This window comes from Rhizobium sp. BK312 (assembly GCF_014193605.1).
In the GTDB taxonomy this organism is placed as follows: domain Bacteria; phylum Pseudomonadota; class Alphaproteobacteria; order Rhizobiales; family Rhizobiaceae; genus Rhizobium.
The window spans coordinates 61,942-79,890 of sequence record NZ_JACHZP010000002.1 but is presented as its reverse complement, the minus strand read 5'-3'; the positions used below and the strand labels follow the sequence as shown (position 1 = coordinate 79,890).

Sequence of the window (17,949 nt, the reverse complement as noted above, 5' to 3'; positions counted from 1 at the left end):
CGGTGTTGCTGCCTCATAGTGAGCGGCAGAGATCATTTCATGATCTTCGCCCAGGTCTCGGCAAAGCCCGCCTGCTTCTCGTTCATGAAGTCCCAGTCCCAGGTGAGGATCTTGTCCATCACTTCGCCGGAAATCGGCACGTCCTTCTTCAGATCGTCAGGGACGACAACCTTGACATTGGTCGGCGAGACGAAGAACTGCTTCATCAGCGGCAACTGGCCTGCAGGTGACAGAAGGAAGTCGGCATACTGGTAGGCCAGATCCTTCTCGGGGCCGTTTGCGAGAATGTTGAGGGTCTGATCGAACATCAAAAGCCCCTCTTCCGGCACGATGACGTCAATGGGAAGGCCCTGGCCGCGCAGACGCGCCACCTCGCCGAAATCGAAGGGAGCGACGACGAACTCGCCGGATGCGATGCCGGTGGAAAGGTTGAAATCGGCCTGGATGACCGGGCCAAGCTTTTCCAGCGCCTTGAAACCGGCATCGACATCATATTGATCCTTGCCGAAGATCTTGGATGCCAGCATCAGTTCCATCTTGCCGGCAGTATTGGCAAAATTGTAGAGGCCGATGCGCCCCCTAAACTCGGGGTTGTCCCAGAGATCCTTCCAGGCTTTCGGCGGCGTCTGGACCATGTCCGTGCGATAGGCGAGGCCGATCGGCGACACCATGGCCACGGCACCCCAGCCGTCGGTCTTCTTGGCAAGCGGATAGAGGTCGGCATAGTTCGGCAATTTCGCCAGATCGAGCTTTTCGAAGAAGCCTTCCTTGCGCAGGCTCGATGCGAATGCCTCATTGGTCATCAGGATCGAATATGGCGGCTTCTGCGCCCCTGCCGCCCGCAGGTTGGCGCTCCAGACACGCCCGTTACCCGCGTCCAGCGTCACCTGGGCGCCGCTTTTCTGAGTAAAGGCCGGTGCCAGCGTCTGGCGCCAGAACTGCTCCCATGCACCGCCGAGCGTCGGCACGACAAGTGTCTTGGATTGCGCCCATGCCGGCAGGCCAACCATGGCCGCCGCTGTTACTCCACCCATTCCGGCAAGAACCTGCCGCCTGTTCATGTTCATCATTGACGTTCCCTCAAAATGGTTCTGACTTGGTCATGCATTGCGGGGCAGGCGGTATTCCGCTTCTTGCCGTCAGCTTTTGCCGAAGGCCTGGCTGGTCTTCAGTGAAATGTAGTCGCCGTAGGTGATCGGCTCGTATTTGGCGGCGCCCTTTGCTGCAAAAGGCGCGAGACATTCAATCACGGTGTCCCTGGACGGATTGAGGAAGAACGGGATGGACTGGCGACGCGTCGCCCCCTTGAAAGCACCGGGCGGATTGGCGACCCTATGCGGCGTGGACAGCCATTCATCGTTGGACCAGCGCATGAAGGCGTCACCAATATTGATGACGTAGGCGCCTTCGACATTCGGCGCATCCAGCCAGTCACCCGCCCTGTTTTTCACCTGCAGTCCACCCGGAGAGGCTTCCGAACGCAGGATGGTCATGAAGCCGTAATCGGTGTGGACGCCGGCGCGGAGTTGCCCCGGAAGCGGGCTCTCCTTCTGCTCCGGATAATTGATCACCCGTAGCGCCGAGAGGTGGTTTTCAAAGGCCGGCTCGAAATAGTCCGGGGCGAGGCCTAAAGCCTCACAGAATGCCCGGCGCAAGTGACCCGCAAGCTTTTCCATCTCTGTGAAATAGTCGGCAAAGGCCTGTTCCAGCCCTTCCGGCCTGGTTGGCCATAGATCGCCGGGCAGGCGCGGGCCAAAGTTCAGGCTTTCCTTGTAATCGCCCGGCGTCTTGATGCCGAGCGTCGCTGCAAGCGCCTCGTCGGCGATCGGCGAGAAGGCAACACCACCCTCTATCGACGTACCCCTTCCCTGCCCGATCTTCCACTCCTGCGGCTCATCGAAGAAATCGCGAGCGAGGTTATAGAGACGGGTTGTCACGTCAGCGCTGACGCCGTGCCCCGTAACGAGGAAGAAGCCGGTTCGGCGGCAGGCATCCTCGATGGCGGTGACGACCTTCGGGCTTGCTTCCGCGCCTGCGATGAATGGTGCGATATCGATGACGGGTATGCTGTCCTGCACCTCATCCGGCGCTGTGATCGTCTGCATCCTGGAGCCTCCTTCCTTGATCGGCGGTGGCGGTGGCACCGAATGAGTGCCGCCGGGCGACATCGTAAAACAGGGTCAGTCGAGCCCCTTGAACGGGGCATCGCGGAACTCGAGATATTCCTTCAGCGACATCTTCTGCAGATTGCGCATCCACTCCTGCCCGTCGCGACTGACATGCAGGGCGGCGATGGCGTGGACGTTGAAATCGAAGGATGTCATCAGGCCAGCGGCCATCTGCTGGTTGTTGATGGAGGACTTGGCGAACTTGATTGCCGGCACGGGCATGCGGGCCAGCTTGCGTGCCAGGTTCTCGGTCTTTTCCCTCAATTGATCGGCGGGTACGATCTTGTTGATGAGGTGCATGCGCAAGGCTTCCTCGGCATCGACCACATCGCCTGTGTACATCAGCCAGCGCACGTCACGGGTGGCCAGCAGCCAGGGCATGAACAGTGCCGGCGGGCCGGAATTGTGCCGCACCTCCGGCTCGCCGAACTTCGCATTGTCGCTGGCAATGGCTAGATCGCAGGCCATCATCAGCTCAAGCGCACCGGCAAGCGCATAACCGTTCACGGAAGCGATGACCGGGATCGGTGCCTTCCAGATGTTGAGGAGCGCCTGAGCGTTCTCCGACATATCCGCATGCCAGTCCTCGATACCGACGTCGTAATCGGCGCCCTGAAGATCATAGCCGGACGAGAATGCGCGGCCCGCCCCCGTGATGATGAGCGCGTTGACCTCCTTGTCGGCGATAGCCATGGCGACGGCGCGATCGATTTCGCGCACCGTCGTCTTGTTCATCGCATTGAGCTTTTCAGGACGATTGATGGTGATCGTCGCGAATTTATCCTGGCCGTCCTTCTCGTAAAGGATTGTCTCGAAGGTCTCGGAAGTGCTCATATGCTTTTCCTCTTGGCCGCGTCCTGATCCGGCATCGCTGTTCGTTTCTCGTCATTGGCCGGCGCTGCAAGCAAGGCCGCCATCTTCTTCTCGAAGCGCCCGATCGACGCCATCTTGACGGGGCCGAACCCCTTGATCTCTTCCGGCAGCCGGGCAAGCGCGACGGCCTGGCCGTGCGTTTCGGCGGAAAGCTGTCTGGTGAGAGACTCGATCATCGCCTGATAGTCAGCGATCAGGCGCCGCTCCATCCGGCGCTCTTCGGTATAGCCGAAGGGATCCAGCGCCGTACCGCGCAGGAAGCGCAGCTTTTCCAGAAGCGCGAATGCCGGTCCGACCATTTTCTGAGGGATGGCGATCTTCGCCGGGTTTCCGGTGCGCTTGTCGATCCGCCGTGACAGGATTGGTGGCGCCAGGTGATGCTTGATGCTGAAGTCGCCTTCGAACTGGGCTTCGATCGCAGCCTTGAAGCTCCGGTCGCGGTGCAGGCGCGCCACCTCGTATTCGTCCTTGTAGGCCATCAGCCTGAAGGCATTTTTGGCGACGGCCATTGCAAACTCCTCGCCAGCCATGAGCCTGTTTTCGACCCGCCGCGCAGCATCGACCAGTGCCCGGTACCGGCGTGCATAGGCAGCGCTCTGATACGCGACGAGAAAAGCCTCACGGCGCTCGATGATCGTGTCGAGTGTCTCGACGGCCTTGACCTCGGCTAGGTCAGTTCCCGCAGCGCCGGCGACGATATCGGGGGAGACCGCCGAGCGGCGGCCCCAGCCGAAGGCGGCACGGTTCATCGCAACGCCGGTTCCATTGAGTGCAATCGCCTGATCGATGGAGGCAAGGCTGATCGGCACCAGGCCGCGCTGCCATGCATGACCAAGCAGGAACATGTTGGCTGCAATCGCATCGCCCATCAGCGCCGCGCCAAGCTTGGTCGCCGAGACGAGGTAAACGGCGTCCTCGCCGGCTGCGCGGCGCAGCGTTTTCAGCGTCGCTTCCTGCTGGAAATCGATCGCCGTGTTCTGGACGAAAGACGCCGTCGGCGCGAAGTGATCGTCGAGAACAGCGCGCGTGCGGCCAGCGCCAAAGGTCGATAGCGCATTGCGACCGGCCGACACCACGATGTCGAAGCCGAGCACCAGATCGCTTTCGCCAACGCCGATCCGGACCGACGACAAGTCACCAGCCATCCGCGCCACGCGAAGATGCGAAATGACAGCCCCGTTCTTCTGCGCAAGCCCCGTTTGATCCAGCGTCTGCACAAAAAGACCATCGAGATGCGCCGCCATGGAGAGGACAGCGCTGACGGTAATCACCCCCGTCCCGCCGATACCGGCTAAGAGCATGTTGTATGGCTGCGCTCCGATATCCGGCAGAACAGGTAGCGGCATGTCATCGAATGTCGCTTGCTGAGCTTTCGCAGCCGGCTTTCTGATCTTTCCGCCCTCCACCGTGACGAAGCTCGGACAGAAGCCCTTGATGCAGGAAAGGTCGGTATTGCAACTCGACTGGTTGATTTTGCGCTTACGGCCAAACTCCGTTTCCTTCGGCTCGATCGAGATGCAGTTGGAAACGGCCGAGCAATCGCCGCATCCTTCGCAGACCAGTTCGTTGATGAAGGCTCGCTTGTCCGAGACCGCCAGCGCCCCGCGCTTGCGACGCCGGCGTTTCTCTGCCGCGCAGACCTGATCGTAGACCAGCACCGTCACCCCGTCGATCTCACGCAGCTCACGCTGCACCTGATCGAGTTCGTCGCGATGGTTGACCGTGACATTGCGAGGCAAGCGGCCCTGCCAGACCTCCGGCCGCTCGGCGACGACGGCCACTCTTGCAGCCCCTTCGGCCAGCATCTGCCCGACAATACCGGGGACGGAGACCTCACCGTCGTGCTTTTGACCGCCGGTCATGGCGACGGCATCGTTATAGAGGATCTTGTAAGTGGCGTTGACCTTCGCGGCGATCGCGGCCCGGATCGCAAGCAGGCCCGAATGAAAATAGGTGCCGTCGCCCATATTGACGAAGATATGCTTTTCATCGGTAAATTGAGAAAGCCCGATCCATGCGCCGCCCTCACCTCCCATCTGGGTAAAGGTCGAGGTGTTCCGGTCCTCAAGCCCGATGACCATCATGTGGCATCCGATACCGGTCGACGCACGGCTTCCTTCGGGCAGTCGGGTCGAGACACTGTGCGGACAGCCGGAGCAGAAATACGGATCACGCTTTAGTGCCGGACTTTCCGTCACGCTGGCTGCAACAATTGCTTCCATCTCCCGCGACCGGCTATCGAGATCATCGGCCTGTGGCCCGAGCACAGCAAGAATGGCCCTCGCGACGGCCACCGCATCGATCTCGCCAACGGCGGATAGAAGCGGCGTGCCCGCCGGCCCGAGTTTGCCGAACACTCTTGGCCTGTCATCGGATGGCATGTTGAAGAGCAGAGCCTTGATCTGGTCTTCCATGATCGGACGTTTTTCTTCGATGACCAGCAGCGTCTCGACGCCGGCGGCAAACCGTGCGATCCCCTCCGGCTCGATTGGCCAGACAAGGCCCACCTTGTAGAGCCGGATGCCGAGCTCGCCGGCGCGCCGCTCGTCTATGCCGAGGCGCGAAAGCGCGCCCATCAGATCGAGCCAGGACTTGCCGGTCGAGACGATGCCGAGACGTGCCTTGGTGCGCTGCCCCTGCCAGATAGTGCGGTCGAGCCCGTTGTGACGGGCAAATCTATGGACCGCAGAAAGCTTGTCTTCCAGCCGGCGCTCCATCGCATGCGGCCCGTCAGGCCAGCGAAGCGACAGATTGCCTTGTGCATCCGGATAGACGATCGCGGGATGAGCCGGATCGAGATCGACTGTTGCCGTGCATTCGACAATCTCGGTCTGGCACTTGAAGCCGATCCACGCACCCGAATAGCGGCTCAGCGCAAATCCCAGCAAACCGTAGTCGATATATTCGGCGACGCCGGCAGGCGACAGCAAAGGCACCATGGCCGATATCAGGTTGTGCTCGCTCTGATGCGGCAAGGTCGATGAGACGGCGCCATGATCGTCGCCGACGAGCAGCAGCACGCCACCGTTCGGGTTGGTGCCGACGGCATTGGCATGCCGGATCGCATCCATGGTGCGATCGACGCCCGGGCCCTTGCCATACCACATCGAGAAGACACCGTCGTAGCGGACGCCGGAGAACATTGCCGTTTGCTGCGTTCCCCATACAGCCGTCGCCGCCATGTCCTCATTGAGGCCGGGCTGAAAGCGGATATGGTTCCGGTCGAGATAGGTCTTGGCGCGCGCCATCTCGCGGTCGAAGCTTGCGAGCGGCGAACCGCGATAACCGGAGACGTAACCGGCGGTGTTGAGGCCCCTTGCCAGATCGCGCTGTCGCTGGATCATCGGAAGACGCACCAGCGCCTGTGTGCCCGACACAAGGATTTTTCCATGATCGACCGTATACCGGTCATCAAGGCTCGGGCCTTTTTCACTGGGCAATGCGCGGGCCGTCTCGGACAGGTTCTGCATCTACGCACGCTCCGGCACGCCCGGCGACGGCATATCGAAAACCCGACCAGGATTGAGAATGTCGTTAGGATCGAAGGCGACCTTCAGGCGGCGCATGGCATTCATCTCGGCGGCACTTCGCCCGAGAGGCAGCCACTTCTTCTTCTCAAGGCCAATTCCGTGCTCGGCGGAAATCGCGCCGTCGGCACGAATCACGGCAGAGAGAGTGATGTCGGCGATCTCCTCGTGATGATGAGTGCGGACAAGAAAATGCAGGTTGCCATCGCCGAGATGGCCGAAAATATAGATCTCGGCATTCGGATCAGCGGCCGCGATCTCGTGGCTGGCAGCATCAAGGAAGGCCTGTATGTTGGACAAGGACAGGCTGACATCGAAGCCGGAGACATGGTCCATCGAGAAGATGAATTCACTGGCAGCCTCGCGAAGCTTCCAGATTGCGTGATACTCGCGCAACGACCCCGAAACAGCCACGTCCGTCGCGATTCCGCTTTCGTAGCACGCCATGAGCGCTTCGGAAAAACGCTCCTGATCGCCGGCCTCGTCCTGCCCCTGCATCTCCACAAGGGCATACATCCCGGCACCTGCCGCAACAGGTGGCTGAGCACCGGTCAGCGACAGAACCCCGTCATAAACGTTCGGAAAAATCACTTCGAAGGCCGACAGCGACGGGCCGAGCGCAGAACGCAAATGCTTCAGAAGGGCAATAGCGGCACTTAACGACGGCAATCCGCAAAAGGCGTTCGTTTGCGACCGCGGCTCTGGATGCAGCCGCAGACAGGCCCGCGTGACCACGCCAAGCACACCTTCGCTTCCGACGAAGAGCTGATTGAGATCGAAGCCCGAATTGTCCTTGGGCAATCCCTTCAAGCTGGTCAACACGGAGCCATCCGCCAGCACAACCTCAAGCCCCAGAACCTGGGACCGATACATGCCATAGCGCAGGACACGAATACCGCCCGCATTGGTGGCAACATTGCCGCCAACCGTGGACGTGCCGCGCGCGCCGATATCGACGCCGAAAAACAGCCCGCAGCCTGCCGCAGCCTCCTGTACCGATTGAAGCGTAACACCGGCCTCTACGATGATGGTGGCGGCATTCTCATCCACCGGCGACAGGTTCACCATTCGCTCAAGCGAAAGCGACACTTCGCCGACACGAGGCCTTGCCCCGCCCGCAAGGCCCGTCCTGCCGCCTTGGACGACGACGGGCTGACCCAGACGATTGCATTCTTCAAGGATAGCAGACACTTCCGCCGTATCCGCTGGCCGGAAAACGATTATAGGGCGCTCACCGCGCTCGTCGGTTGCGTCACCACGATAGCCGTCGCCGACGTCGTCGCCGGCGAGAACGGCCTTACTACCGATCCTCCCGCTCAGACGGCGCAGCAACTCTGCATGCCGGCCGACAGGCATACAGGCATCTTGGGCAATCTTCGCCCGACCAGTCGATCCGCCCAATTTCGTTCCCCTTGGTTATCTGGATCGAGGGCAGGTTATCGTCTATCCGATATTTGTCAAACCTATATTCAATTTTCAGTAGCGTTTTCGAGGCAGCCATGGCATCTATGAATCGAGGTAAGGGCAACAATCGATGACGTTGAAATTTGATGAGGTGGTGAGGGCTGGCATCGCCAAGCAGGTTGCGGAGAATATAAAGTCCGCGATCATGGATGGCCGCCTGAAGATCGACGAACGGCTCCCCACGGAAGAGGATCTCGCGAGAAGCTTCGGCATATCGCGGCCGACCGTGCGCGAGGCGCTGAAACGCCTGGCAGCGCAAAACCTCATCCATTCGAGGCGTGGCCCGCTCGGCGGAAACTTCGTCAAGAGGCCAGATCCGGAAGGTCTTTCCAACGCGATCACGGCAGCAGCAACCCTGCTTGTCGGCATCGGCGCCTTCGATATCGACGAGATCATTACGGCCCGCCTTGAGACGGAGACGATCTGTTGCAGGCTCGCCTGCGAAAATCACGGCGCTACCGATCTGGAGCGAATGGCGGCGGAGATAGAGATCCAGCGCGACGAGACGATCAGTGACGAAGACTTCTGTGCATCCGACGTGCGCTTTCATCGCGCTCTGGTGGATTCCACCTGCAATGGCCCACTGAAGCTGATGATGTACACGGTGATCGAGTCCTTCATCCCCATCACCAACATGATCGTGTTCCGGGTTCGCGAGCGCCGCAAGGTCACTGGCTTCCATCGGCAGATCATGGAGGCCGTCGCCAAGCGCGATACCGAGACGGCAACAAGGGCATTGGCGGACCTGCTAGCCTACATTCGCAACAGCTACGCAACCGCGATGGACGCACGCGACAGGATGAAGGCACAGCCTCAGGCCTGACAAGGCGAACGGCCGATTTCAAGTGTAAAGGGGGAACGCATGTCCGATACATTCCAGGCAATGGTCATCGACATGGCCGATGGCAAGCCGCAGGCCGGCTTCCGCCAGCTTTCACTCTCCGATCTGCCGGATCATGATGTTCTCGTCGAGGTTCATTATTCGACCGTCAATTACAAGGATGGTCTTGCCCTAACCGGCAAGGGACGGATAGCCCGGCGTACTCCCATGGTCGGAGGTATCGACCTTGCCGGAATCGTGGTTAAATCCCGATCGGACAAATGGGCGCCCGGCGACAAGGTCATCGTCAACGGCTGGGGCCTGTCCGAAACAGAATGGGGCGGATATTCGCGATTTCAGCGCCTGAAAGCGGAATGGCTGATCGCACTGCCCGAAACCTTCAGTCTTTCGCAGGCAATGGCAATTGGAACGGCCGGCTACACGGCGGCGCTGTGTGTCAATGCACTTGAGGATTGGGGCACGATCGCCAACGATGATCGCGAAATTCTCGTGACCGGTGCGGCGGGCGGTGTCGGCTCGGTGGCGATCAGCCTGCTTGCGGACAAGGGTTACAAAGTAACCGCATCGACCGGCCGCCCGGAAACTTGGGATTATCTCGGGTCGCTCGGCGCGAGCGCTTTCGTCGACCGGGCATCGCTTTCAGAAAAGGGCGGCCCTCTACAAAAGGAGCGCTGGGCCGGAGTAATTGATTCCGTTGGCTCGACGACGCTTGCAAACGCACTTTCACAGACCGTCTACGGCGGGGCGGTTGCTGCCTGCGGCCTTGCGGCAGGCGCAGACCTGCCGGCAACGGTTCTCCCGCATATCCTGCGCGGCGTGGCACTGCTTGGCATTGATTCCGTTATGGCACCGATGCCCAAACGAATCCGCGCATGGCAGACCCTGGCCGAACACCTGAAAGCAGAAAGGATCGGGACATTGGCGAGGATCGAGCCCTTCTCCCGGCTTCCGAGCCTCGCTCAGGATATCGTCGAGGGCAAAATCAGGGGGCGTGTCGTGGTGGAGATCGCACCGTAAGGCTGCTCCCACCCGCGATCTGCCCTACCGTAAATCGCCATTGCCAGATGTCATGCCGAGAATGAGCAGCCGTTGCGATGGGCTCTCATCCTCGGAGCAATCGCCGCATATCCACCGGGTAGCTGGTGCCTCGAAGCACGTACTATGGACAGCTCATGGTAGGGGCATCACACCCGACCATCCTCATCCCAAGGCACAAGAGCGACCGGAGGATAGGGATGAGAAAAGGCCCTGCGCCTGGTGATTTCAGCAAGCACCTACTCCGCAAAGTCGCCTGGTGTCCACTGGAGGGCTATTGCGGCCGACACCATACCGGATGATCGGCGTTACAATTTTCATCAGATCGCGTTGCCACGCCTCGGAAATCAGCAAATCTTCCGGCGCATTTTGGCGATTTTCTTCTATCCTTATGATATTTATATGAAACTATAATTTCACATAAAATGGCATGAAATCTGCTTCTCTTTTCCTGACTGGGCGAAAGCTCGGCAGCAATTCATAAAGGAGGGAAACAGCATGACCAGAACATCATCGAATACCCAACATGACACCGGCCTGATTGCGACCCTTCAGACGATGGCGGCGGCCGGCTTCGCGGCCATCGTCCTAACGGCGGCGGCCGCAGATCCGGCGCTTGCAGCGGGGACGCTGCGCATCGGCATGACGGCTTCCGACATTCCGCTCACCACCGGCCAGACCGACCAGGGCGGCGAAGGTCAGCGCTTCATGGGCTACACGGTCTACAATTCGCTAATCGAATGGGACCTGTCGAGCGCCGACAAGCCCTCTGCCCTCATCCCGAGCCTCGCCACGTCCTGGCAGGTGGATGCGACCGACAAAACTAAGTGGACCTTTAAGCTGCGGGACGGCGTCAAGTTCCATGACGGCAGCGTGTTCAATGCCGATGCCGTCGTTTGGAACCTCGACAAGCTTTTGAAGCCCGACGCGCCGCAGTTCGACAAGCGCCAGTCGGCGCAGGGCAAGTCGCGTATTCCTGGCGTTGCGTCCTACAAGGCGATCGATCCCCTGACGGTGGAGATCACCACCAATGGACCCGATGCAACGCTTCCCTACCAGCTGAGCTGGATCCTCATGTCCTCGCCGGCAAACTGGGAGAAGCAGGGCAAGAACTGGGATACCGTTGCCCAGAAGCCCTCCGGTACCGGTCCCTGGAAGCTCGAAAACGGCTTTACCCCACGCGAGCGCGCCGAGTTGACCCCGAACAAGGAGTATTGGGACAAGGCGCGCATCCCGAAGCTCGATAAACTGGTGCTGATCCCGCTGCCAGAGCCGAACACCCGCGTCGCCGCCCTGCGCTCGGGCCAGGTAGACTGGATCGAGGCCCCGGCGCCGGATTCGGTGAAGTCGCTGAAGGACGCCGGCTTCAAGGTCATCACCAATTCCTACCCGCATAACTGGACCTGGCATCTATCGCGCATCGAAGGTTCGCCGTGGAACGACATCCGCATTCGCAAGGCCGCCAACCTCGCGGTCGACCGCACCGGCCTCAACGAACTGCTCGGCGGCCTATCGGTGCCGGCCCAAGGCTACATGCCGCCCGGCCACCAGTGGTTCGGCAAGCCGACCTTCAAGCTTGATTACAATGTCGAGGAAGCCAAGAAGCTGATGAAGGAAGCCGGCTACACGCCGGAAAAGCCGCTGACAACCAAGGTCATCATCTCCTCGTCTGGTTCCGGCCAAATGTTGCCGCTGCAGATGAACGAATACATCCAGCAGACGCTCGCCGAAGTCGGCATCAAGGTCGAATACGAGGTGATGGACTGGAACACGGTAATCAATGTCTGGCGCGCCGGTGCCAAGGATGCGAGCGCCAAGGGCGCCACGGCAATCAACTACAGTTACTTTATCCAGGATCCGTTCACGGCGATGATCCGTCAGTCGCAGTGCAACCTCGCTCCGCCGACCGGCACCAACTGGGGTTATTATTGCGACAAGGAGATGGACGCGTTGTTCGACAAGGTGCGCAACACTTTCGACGCCAAGGAACAGGACAAGGTGATGCAGCAGATTCACGAGAAATATGTGAACGATGCGCTGTTCTTGATGGTGACGCATGATGTCAACCCGCGTGCCATGACGGCCAAGGTCAAGGGCTTCGTGCAGGCGCAGAATTGGTTCCAGGATTTCTCACCGATCTCGATAGAATGACTTCGAGCATGCGGTGTGCTGCCATTTGCACCACGGCGGCGCAACGCCTTTCATGATGCCCGATCAACCCTTTCCGGTGAGGACACCATGCTGCTCTATGCCCTGAAACGATTGCTCCACGTCATCCCTGTCACGATCGGCGTCAGCATCGTCTGTTTCATGCTCATCCATATCGCGCCGGGCGATCCGCTCGCCGCCATCCTGCCCTCGGACGCTTCCGCCGACATGCAGGCGCGGATGCGTGCCTTCTACGGCCTCGATCAGCCCCTACCCGTGCAATACGCGCTGTGGGCCTGGCATGCACTGCAGGGCGATCTTGGCACTTCGATCGCCACCGGCCGTCCGGTGCTCGGTGAGATCCTCGATGCCTCGGTCAACTCGATCATCCTGGCGGTCGCCGCGGCCTTCATCGGTTTTGTGGCCGGCTTGACGCTCGGCTTCCTCGCCGGCGTCTTCCGCGGCGGCTGGATCGACCGGCTGGCCTCGGCGGTGTCAATGCTCGGCGTCAGCGTGCCGCATTACTGGCTCGGCATGGTGCTGGTGATCGCCTTCTCCGTCACGCTCGGCTGGCTACCGGCAATGGGAGGCGGGCCGGAAGGGTCATCGGGCCGCAGCCTGAGCTGGGCCTATCTGCAGTTCCTCATCCTGCCGGCAGTGACTATGTCGGTCATCCCCATGGGAATCATCGCCCGTACCATCCGCTCGCTGGTGGCCGACATCCTTTCCCAGGATTTCACCCAGGCACTCGCGGCTAAGGGACTGATGACGCGGCAAATCCTGCGGCACGTGGTGCGCAACGCGGCGCCTACCGCGCTTTCGGTCATGGGCCTGCAGCTCGGCTATCTCCTGGGCGGCTCGATCCTGATCGAGACCGTCTTCTCTTGGCCGGGCACCGGCTTCCTGCTGAACGGAGCGATCTTCACCCGCGATCTGCCGATCCTGCAGGGCACGATCTTGGTGCTGGCAATGTTCTTCGTTTTCCTCAACCTGGTGGTCGACGTGCTGCAGAGCGTGATCGATCCGCGCATCCAGAGGAACTAACCATGGCCGTCGTCACCGCAGACATTTCGGTTCCCCCACCTGACATCGCCAGGTCCCCGGGCTTCTGGAGCGGCGTACTGCGCCGCCTCCGTCATGATCCCGTCGCGATCACGGCGCTGGCGATCCTCATCATCCTCGTGCTGATCGCGATCCTGGCACCCTATATCGCGCCCTACGACCCGTCCAAGGGCAGCGTCATTCGCCGCCTGAAGCCGATTGGCACAGAAGGTTATATCCTCGGCACGGACGAACTCGGCCGCGACATGCTGTCCCGGCTGATCTACGGCGCCCGGCTGTCGCTGATCATGGGTGTCGTGCCGGTGCCAGTCGCCTTCGTGATCGGCTCGGCGATTGGTATCATCGCCGGTTACGCCGGCGGTCTCGTCAACACGTTGATCATGCGCACCATCGACGTGTTCTATGCCTTCCCTTCGGTGCTCCTGGCGGTCGCGCTCTCAGGTGCGCTCGGATCAGGACTCACCAACGCGCTCGTCTCATTGACCGTGGTGTTCATCCCACAGATCGCCCGCGTCGCTGAAAGCGTCATGACACAAGTGCGCAAGCTCGATTACGTCGATGCCGCCCGTGCCTCCGGCGCCCCGCCGGCCACAATCATCCGGGTGCACATCCTCGGCAACGTTCTCGGGCCGATCTTCGTTTTTGCGACCAGCCTGATCTCGGTGTCGATGATCCTCGCCTCCGGCCTCTCCTTCCTCGGGCTCGGCGTGCGCCCACCGGATGCCGAATGGGGGCTGATGCTCAATACGCTGAGAACGGCGATCTACAACAACCCGTTCGTGGCCGCCCTTCCCGGCGTGATGATCTTCATCACCTCGATCTGCTTCAATCTTTTCTCAGACGGGTTGCGCTCAGCCATGGACGTGAAATCATGATCAGCATCGTTGAAAAACCGGCCTACGACCTGCCCGTCGGCGAACGCGGCGGCCCAGCCCAGCCGCTGATTTCCGCCCGCGGCCTGCTCAAGCATTTTCCGGTGAAGGGAAGCGGCTTCCTGAGGCCCAAAAAGGCCGTCCGCGCCGTCGACGGTGTCGATTTCGACATCCTCAAGGGCGAAACACTCGGCATCGTCGGCGAAAGCGGCTGCGGCAAGTCGACTACGGCGCGCCTGCTCATGCAGCTCATCGTGCCGGACCGGGGCGATATCCTGTTCGACGGCGAAAAGGTCGGCGAGGCGCTGGCGCTCGCAGATTACCGCCGCCAGGTGCAGATGGTCTTCCAGGACAGTTACGCCTCGCTCAATCCGCGTCTGACGATCGAGGAATCCATAGCCTTTGCCCCGCGCGTCCACGGCGTGCCTACCGCCAAGGCGATCGCGAGGGTCCATGACCTGCTCTTCCGGGTCGGGCTGGAACCATCCCGATTTGCCGGCCGCTATCCGCATGAACTATCCGGCGGCCAGCGCCAGCGCGTCAACATCGCTCGCGCCTTAGCGCTCGAACCACGTCTCGTCATTCTCGACGAGGCAGTCTCGGCGCTCGACAAATCCGTCGAGGCGCAGGTGCTGAACCTGCTGCTCGATTTGAAGCGGGATTTCGGCCTGACCTACCTGTTCATCTCCCACGACTTAAACGTCGTGCGCTTCATGTGCGACCGGGTGATGGTCATGTATCTCGGCAAGGTTGCCGAAGTCGGCAGCCGCGAGGCGATCTTCGACAATACCCGGCATCCCTATTCGTCGGCGCTGCTTGCCTCGATGCCGAAGATGGACCCGTCCGCGCGGACCACGGAGCCGCCGCTTTCCGGCGACCCGCCCAACCCGATCGATCCGCCGTCCGGCTGCCGTTTCCACACACGCTGTTCGTTTGCCGAAAACGTGTGCAGCGAAAAGCTACCGCCGCTCACCGACGTGTCCGCAAGCCAGGCGGCCGCCTGCCTGATGTCCATACCGGGATCCGGCCACGGCCGCGCGCCGGCCCGGATGGAGAGCTGAGATGCATAACGATGCGATGATCAACATCAACAACCTTTCCGTCACATTCAACCGCGGCCGTAAGCCCGTGAAGGCAGTCACCGGCGTCAGCCTGTCGGTCCGGCCCGGCGAGGTGGTGGCGCTGCTTGGCGAATCGGGCTCCGGCAAGAGCGTCACCATGCGCTCGCTGCTGCGCCTGCATCCGAAAGGCACGAAAATCGAAGGCTCGATGTTCGTCGCGGGGCAGGATGTGATGGGGCTTTCCTCGCGCGACCTTTCGGGGCTGCGCGGCGCGGTCGTCTCGATGGTTTTCCAGGAGCCGCGGCTGGCGCTCGACCCGGTCTACACGCTCGGCCGGCAGATCGAAGAGACGATCATGCGGCACGAGGGCATTTCGCGGTCGGAAGCGGCGGCGCGGGCGCTTGCGCTTTTCCAGAAGGTGAGGATCCCCTCCCCCGAACGCCGGCTGCAGAACTATCCGCATGAAATGTCGGGCGGCATGCTGCAGCGGTCGATGATCGCCATGGCGCTTGCCTGCAATCCGAAGGTCCTACTCGCAGATGAGCCGACGACGGCACTCGACGCCACCGTGCAGATCCAGATCTTGCTCTTGATCCGCGAGCTTCAGAAGGAATACGGCCTCGCGGTCATCTTCGTGACCCACGATATCGGCGTCGCCGCCGAAGTCGCGGACCGGATCGCCGTCATGTATGCCGGACGGATCGTCGAAGAAGGCAAGGTGACGGACATCATCCGCGACCCGCGGCACCCCTACACGCGAGGACTACTCGGCGCCCGCGTCGAGCTCGCCAATGGCCGTGACCGGCTGATCACCATTCCCGGCGCGCCCCCGGATCTCGCCAACATGCCGGCCGGCTGCGCATTCGCGCCCCGCTGCCCCCAAGTTTCCGATCTCTGCCGAACCGAAATACCTGCGCTTATGGCAGCCGATGAAACCTCGAAGGTCGCCTGTGTGCAATATGCCTGAAGGGGACTAGGATGATGAAAAACAAACAAAGGGAGGCGGCCGGCGGAGCATACCGGTCTCGACATGAAGCACATCACCCTGATTAACCCCAACACGTCGCGGAAGACCACTGCGATGATGACCGAGATCGCCCGAAAATATATTCCCGGGGAATTCACCATTGAGGGCGTCACCGCCGCCCGGGGCGTGCCGATGATCCTCGACGCTGCGGCGCTTTCGGCAGCAGCGGAGGGCGTTGTGGACATGGGGGTCGCCGCGGCCGGCCGCTCGGACGGGCTGATCGTCAGCGCCTTCGGAGATCCGGGGCTCGAGCGGCTGAGGGAGGTCTCCGGCATTGCGGCGGTCGGCATCTGCGAGGCGAGCATGCTGGAAGCTTCCGCCGGCGGACGGCGCTTCGGCATCGCGACGGTAACGCCCAACCTTGTCGGAAGCTTCGCATCAAAGGCCGATGCGCTGGGTATTTCCCCGCTCTTCATGGGCACGCGGCTGACGAGCGGCGACCCGGTCGCCCTCGCCTCCGATCTCGAACGCCTGCACGCGGCACTCGCGGTCGCCGTGCGCGAATGTTTCGAAAAGGACAGGGCGGAAGCCGTCATCATCGGCGGCGGGCCACTCGGACAGGCGGCCGATGACCTGCAGCGGCTGATGTTTGCGCCGGTGATCGCGCCGATCCGCTCCGCCGTCGAACTTCTCCTGTCCCGTATCGCCGGGCTGCGGACGGCAAATGCGGGGCCACGGCGATGAGCGCATCGCGCCGTCACCGGGATGCTTTTTCTGTTGCAAGCCCGAGAGCTCCACGCGAAATTCCGCCCCCTGATGTCTTGGAGGAGCTTCCGGTGCCGAAGGATAGATCGTTCCTGTATCGCGTAAGGCAGGCCTTGCCCGATCTGCATCCCGCCGAAAAGCGGCTCGGGGAATTCGTTTGCGACTTTCCGGGCGAACTCGCCAGCTATTCGGCGCAGGAACTTGCGGCCCTTGCACATGTCTCCAAGGCGACCGTCACCCGCTTCATCCAGCGCCTCGGCTACCAGACCTATGAAGAAGCGCGCCGCCACGCGCGCGCGGAAAAGCAGACGGGATCGCGGCTGTTCCTGACGGCGGCGGCCGATGCGTCGGCGGCACAGTCGATGCAGGCGCATGTCGCGCAAGGCATCGCCAATCTGGAAGCGACGTTTCTCTCCATTTCCGATGGCCAGATCAGAGCCGTGACCGACGCCATGATGGCGGCCCGCAAGGTCTGGGTGCTCGGCTTCCGAAGCAGCCATCCTTTCGCCTCTTACCTGCAATGGCAGTTGACGCAGGTGATCGAGGAAATTGTCGCGGTCCCCGGCGCCGGGCAGACTTTGGGCGAACATCTCGTCAGCCTGCGGGAGGAGGATGTGGTGGTCTTCTTCGCCATGCGCCGCCGGATCGCCCAGGTCGACACCATTCTCGCACAGGTCCGCATGTCGAAGGCGAAGCTTCTCTACATCACCGACGAGGGCGCCGCGTTCGAAACCGGCGCGACCTGGCATTTCCAGTGCCAGACGCTCGCCCCCGGCCCGCTCTTCAATCACACCGCGGTCATGGCGCTATGCCACCTGCTGATCACCCGCTGCCTCGAAAAAGCCGGCGTGGAAGGGCGCAAGCGCCTACGCAACATCGAGGCGCTCAATGAAAGCCTAGAAGAACTCTGATGAAGCTCTTGAGCGTATTCGAGCCCGCGACCCGGTTGTCACAAAAGTTATTTGTCTGAAATTCCTCAGTAACGGACATTGACTTTGTCCGCAGGAACGACCGATTTGAGGCCGTGCGCGGTCTGACTGCTTCGCGAACGCAAGATACGAAAGCTGCCGCAGGTTGCGGAAGTCCGTTTTCGGCCCAGGTGATCGTCCGCGCCAGCACCATGCTGAGCTGCCGTTGAATCCTTTAATGACGAGGGAACGCTCATC

The 17,949-nt window shown here is 61.3% G+C and carries 14 protein-coding genes; 9 read left to right on the top strand and 5 right to left on the bottom strand.

From position 1 onward, the window contains the following. Positions 1-32 precede the first annotated feature (32 nt). The 5 genes from FHT85_RS05090 to FHT85_RS05070 all read right to left on the bottom strand — a co-directional run bounded on the left by FHT85_RS05090 (position 33) and on the right by FHT85_RS05070 (position 7,924). On the bottom strand, positions 33-1,070 hold the full coding sequence (locus FHT85_RS05090; RefSeq protein ID WP_112410203.1) for a PotD/PotF family extracellular solute-binding protein: 1,038 nt from the start codon (positions 1,068-1,070) through the stop codon (positions 33-35). A gap of 69 nt (positions 1,071-1,139) precedes the next feature. Next, on the bottom strand, positions 1,140-2,105 hold the full coding sequence (locus tag FHT85_RS05085; RefSeq protein ID WP_112398796.1) for an isopenicillin N synthase family dioxygenase: 966 nt from the start codon (positions 2,103-2,105) through the stop codon (positions 1,140-1,142). Positions 2,106-2,180: 75 nt separating this feature from the next. After that, entirely contained in the window at positions 2,181-3,002 is an 822-nt protein-coding gene (locus tag FHT85_RS05080; RefSeq protein WP_112336088.1) for an enoyl-CoA hydratase/isomerase family protein, read from the bottom strand. After that, positions 2,999-6,511 carry an indolepyruvate ferredoxin oxidoreductase family protein gene (locus tag FHT85_RS05075; protein ID WP_112410202.1) on the bottom strand — a complete coding sequence of 1,171 codons (3,513 nt, stop codon included), beginning with the start codon at positions 6,509-6,511 and terminating at the stop codon, positions 2,999-3,001. The genes FHT85_RS05080 and FHT85_RS05075 overlap by 4 nt, the downstream gene beginning before the upstream one ends. Further along, a complete protein-coding gene (locus tag FHT85_RS05070) occupies positions 6,512-7,924 on the bottom strand; it encodes an FAD-binding oxidoreductase (RefSeq protein ID WP_112410201.1) in 1,413 nt (470 codons plus the stop codon). A gap of 178 nt (positions 7,925-8,102) precedes the next feature. On the opposite strand from FHT85_RS05070, the gene FHT85_RS05065 reads away from it, so the two are divergent. The 9 genes from FHT85_RS05065 (at position 8,103) to FHT85_RS05025 (ending at position 17,694) form a co-directional block, all read left to right on the top strand. Continuing rightward, a complete protein-coding gene (locus FHT85_RS05065) occupies positions 8,103-8,855 on the top strand; it encodes a FadR/GntR family transcriptional regulator (protein ID WP_112410200.1) in 753 nt (250 codons plus the stop codon). Positions 8,856-8,894: 39 nt separating this feature from the next. After that, the gene (locus FHT85_RS05060; protein ID WP_112410199.1) at positions 8,895-9,890 is read left to right on the top strand and encodes an MDR family oxidoreductase; all 996 of its coding nucleotides are present in this window, start codon (positions 8,895-8,897) and stop codon (positions 9,888-9,890) included. A gap of 576 nt (positions 9,891-10,466) precedes the next feature. Beyond that, a complete protein-coding gene (locus FHT85_RS05055) occupies positions 10,467-12,059 on the top strand; it encodes an ABC transporter substrate-binding protein (protein ID WP_112410440.1) in 1,593 nt (530 codons plus the stop codon). An 87-nt stretch (positions 12,060-12,146) separates the two neighbouring features. Next, on the top strand, positions 12,147-13,100 hold the full coding sequence (locus FHT85_RS05050; RefSeq protein ID WP_112336093.1) for an ABC transporter permease: 954 nt from the start codon (positions 12,147-12,149) through the stop codon (positions 13,098-13,100). 2 nt (positions 13,101-13,102) lie between these two features. Further along, the gene (locus FHT85_RS05045) at positions 13,103-13,993 is read left to right on the top strand and encodes an ABC transporter permease (protein ID WP_112410198.1); all 891 of its coding nucleotides are present in this window, start codon (positions 13,103-13,105) and stop codon (positions 13,991-13,993) included. Next, positions 13,990-15,051, top strand: coding sequence for an ABC transporter ATP-binding protein (locus FHT85_RS05040; protein WP_112410197.1), 1,062 nt, complete (start codon positions 13,990-13,992; stop codon positions 15,049-15,051). Before FHT85_RS05045 ends, FHT85_RS05040 begins: the two co-directional genes overlap by 4 nt. A 1-nt stretch (position 15,052) precedes the next feature. Next, entirely contained in the window at positions 15,053-16,018 is a 966-nt protein-coding gene (locus tag FHT85_RS05035; RefSeq protein ID WP_112410196.1) for an ABC transporter ATP-binding protein, read from the top strand. Positions 16,019-16,081: 63 nt separating this feature from the next. Then, positions 16,082-16,762 carry an aspartate/glutamate racemase family protein gene (locus FHT85_RS05030; RefSeq protein WP_112410195.1) on the top strand — a complete coding sequence of 227 codons (681 nt, stop codon included), beginning with the start codon at positions 16,082-16,084 and terminating at the stop codon, positions 16,760-16,762. A gap of 92 nt (positions 16,763-16,854) precedes the next feature. Then, on the top strand, positions 16,855-17,694 hold the full coding sequence (locus FHT85_RS05025) for a MurR/RpiR family transcriptional regulator (RefSeq protein ID WP_112336098.1): 840 nt from the start codon (positions 16,855-16,857) through the stop codon (positions 17,692-17,694). The last annotated feature ends 255 nt before the right edge of the window (positions 17,695-17,949 follow it).

Excerpts from the sequence above, each read along its gene's own strand:
- FHT85_RS05090 (WP_112410203.1), bottom strand. The coding sequence starts at position 1,070 with ATGATGAACATGAACAGGCGGCAGGTTCTTGCCGGAATGGGTGGAGTA.
- FHT85_RS05085 (WP_112398796.1), bottom strand. The coding sequence starts at position 2,105 with ATGCAGACGATCACAGCGCCGGATGAGGTGCAGGACAGCATACCCGTC.
- FHT85_RS05080 (WP_112336088.1), bottom strand. The coding sequence starts at position 3,002 with ATGAGCACTTCCGAGACCTTCGAGACAATCCTTTACGAGAAGGACGGC.
- FHT85_RS05075 (WP_112410202.1), bottom strand. The coding sequence starts at position 6,511 with ATGCAGAACCTGTCCGAGACGGCCCGCGCATTGCCCAGTGAAAAAGGC.
- FHT85_RS05070 (WP_112410201.1), bottom strand. The coding sequence starts at position 7,924 with ATGCCTGTCGGCCGGCATGCAGAGTTGCTGCGCCGTCTGAGCGGGAGG.
- FHT85_RS05065 (WP_112410200.1), top strand. The coding sequence starts at position 8,103 with ATGACGTTGAAATTTGATGAGGTGGTGAGGGCTGGCATCGCCAAGCAG.
- FHT85_RS05060 (WP_112410199.1), top strand. The coding sequence starts at position 8,895 with ATGTCCGATACATTCCAGGCAATGGTCATCGACATGGCCGATGGCAAG.
- FHT85_RS05055 (WP_112410440.1), top strand. The coding sequence starts at position 10,467 with ATGGCGGCGGCCGGCTTCGCGGCCATCGTCCTAACGGCGGCGGCCGCA.
- FHT85_RS05050 (WP_112336093.1), top strand. The coding sequence starts at position 12,147 with ATGCTGCTCTATGCCCTGAAACGATTGCTCCACGTCATCCCTGTCACG.
- FHT85_RS05045 (WP_112410198.1), top strand. The coding sequence starts at position 13,103 with ATGGCCGTCGTCACCGCAGACATTTCGGTTCCCCCACCTGACATCGCC.
- FHT85_RS05040 (WP_112410197.1), top strand. The coding sequence starts at position 13,990 with ATGATCAGCATCGTTGAAAAACCGGCCTACGACCTGCCCGTCGGCGAA.
- FHT85_RS05035 (WP_112410196.1), top strand. The coding sequence starts at position 15,053 with ATGCATAACGATGCGATGATCAACATCAACAACCTTTCCGTCACATTC.
- FHT85_RS05030 (WP_112410195.1), top strand. The coding sequence starts at position 16,082 with ATGAAGCACATCACCCTGATTAACCCCAACACGTCGCGGAAGACCACT.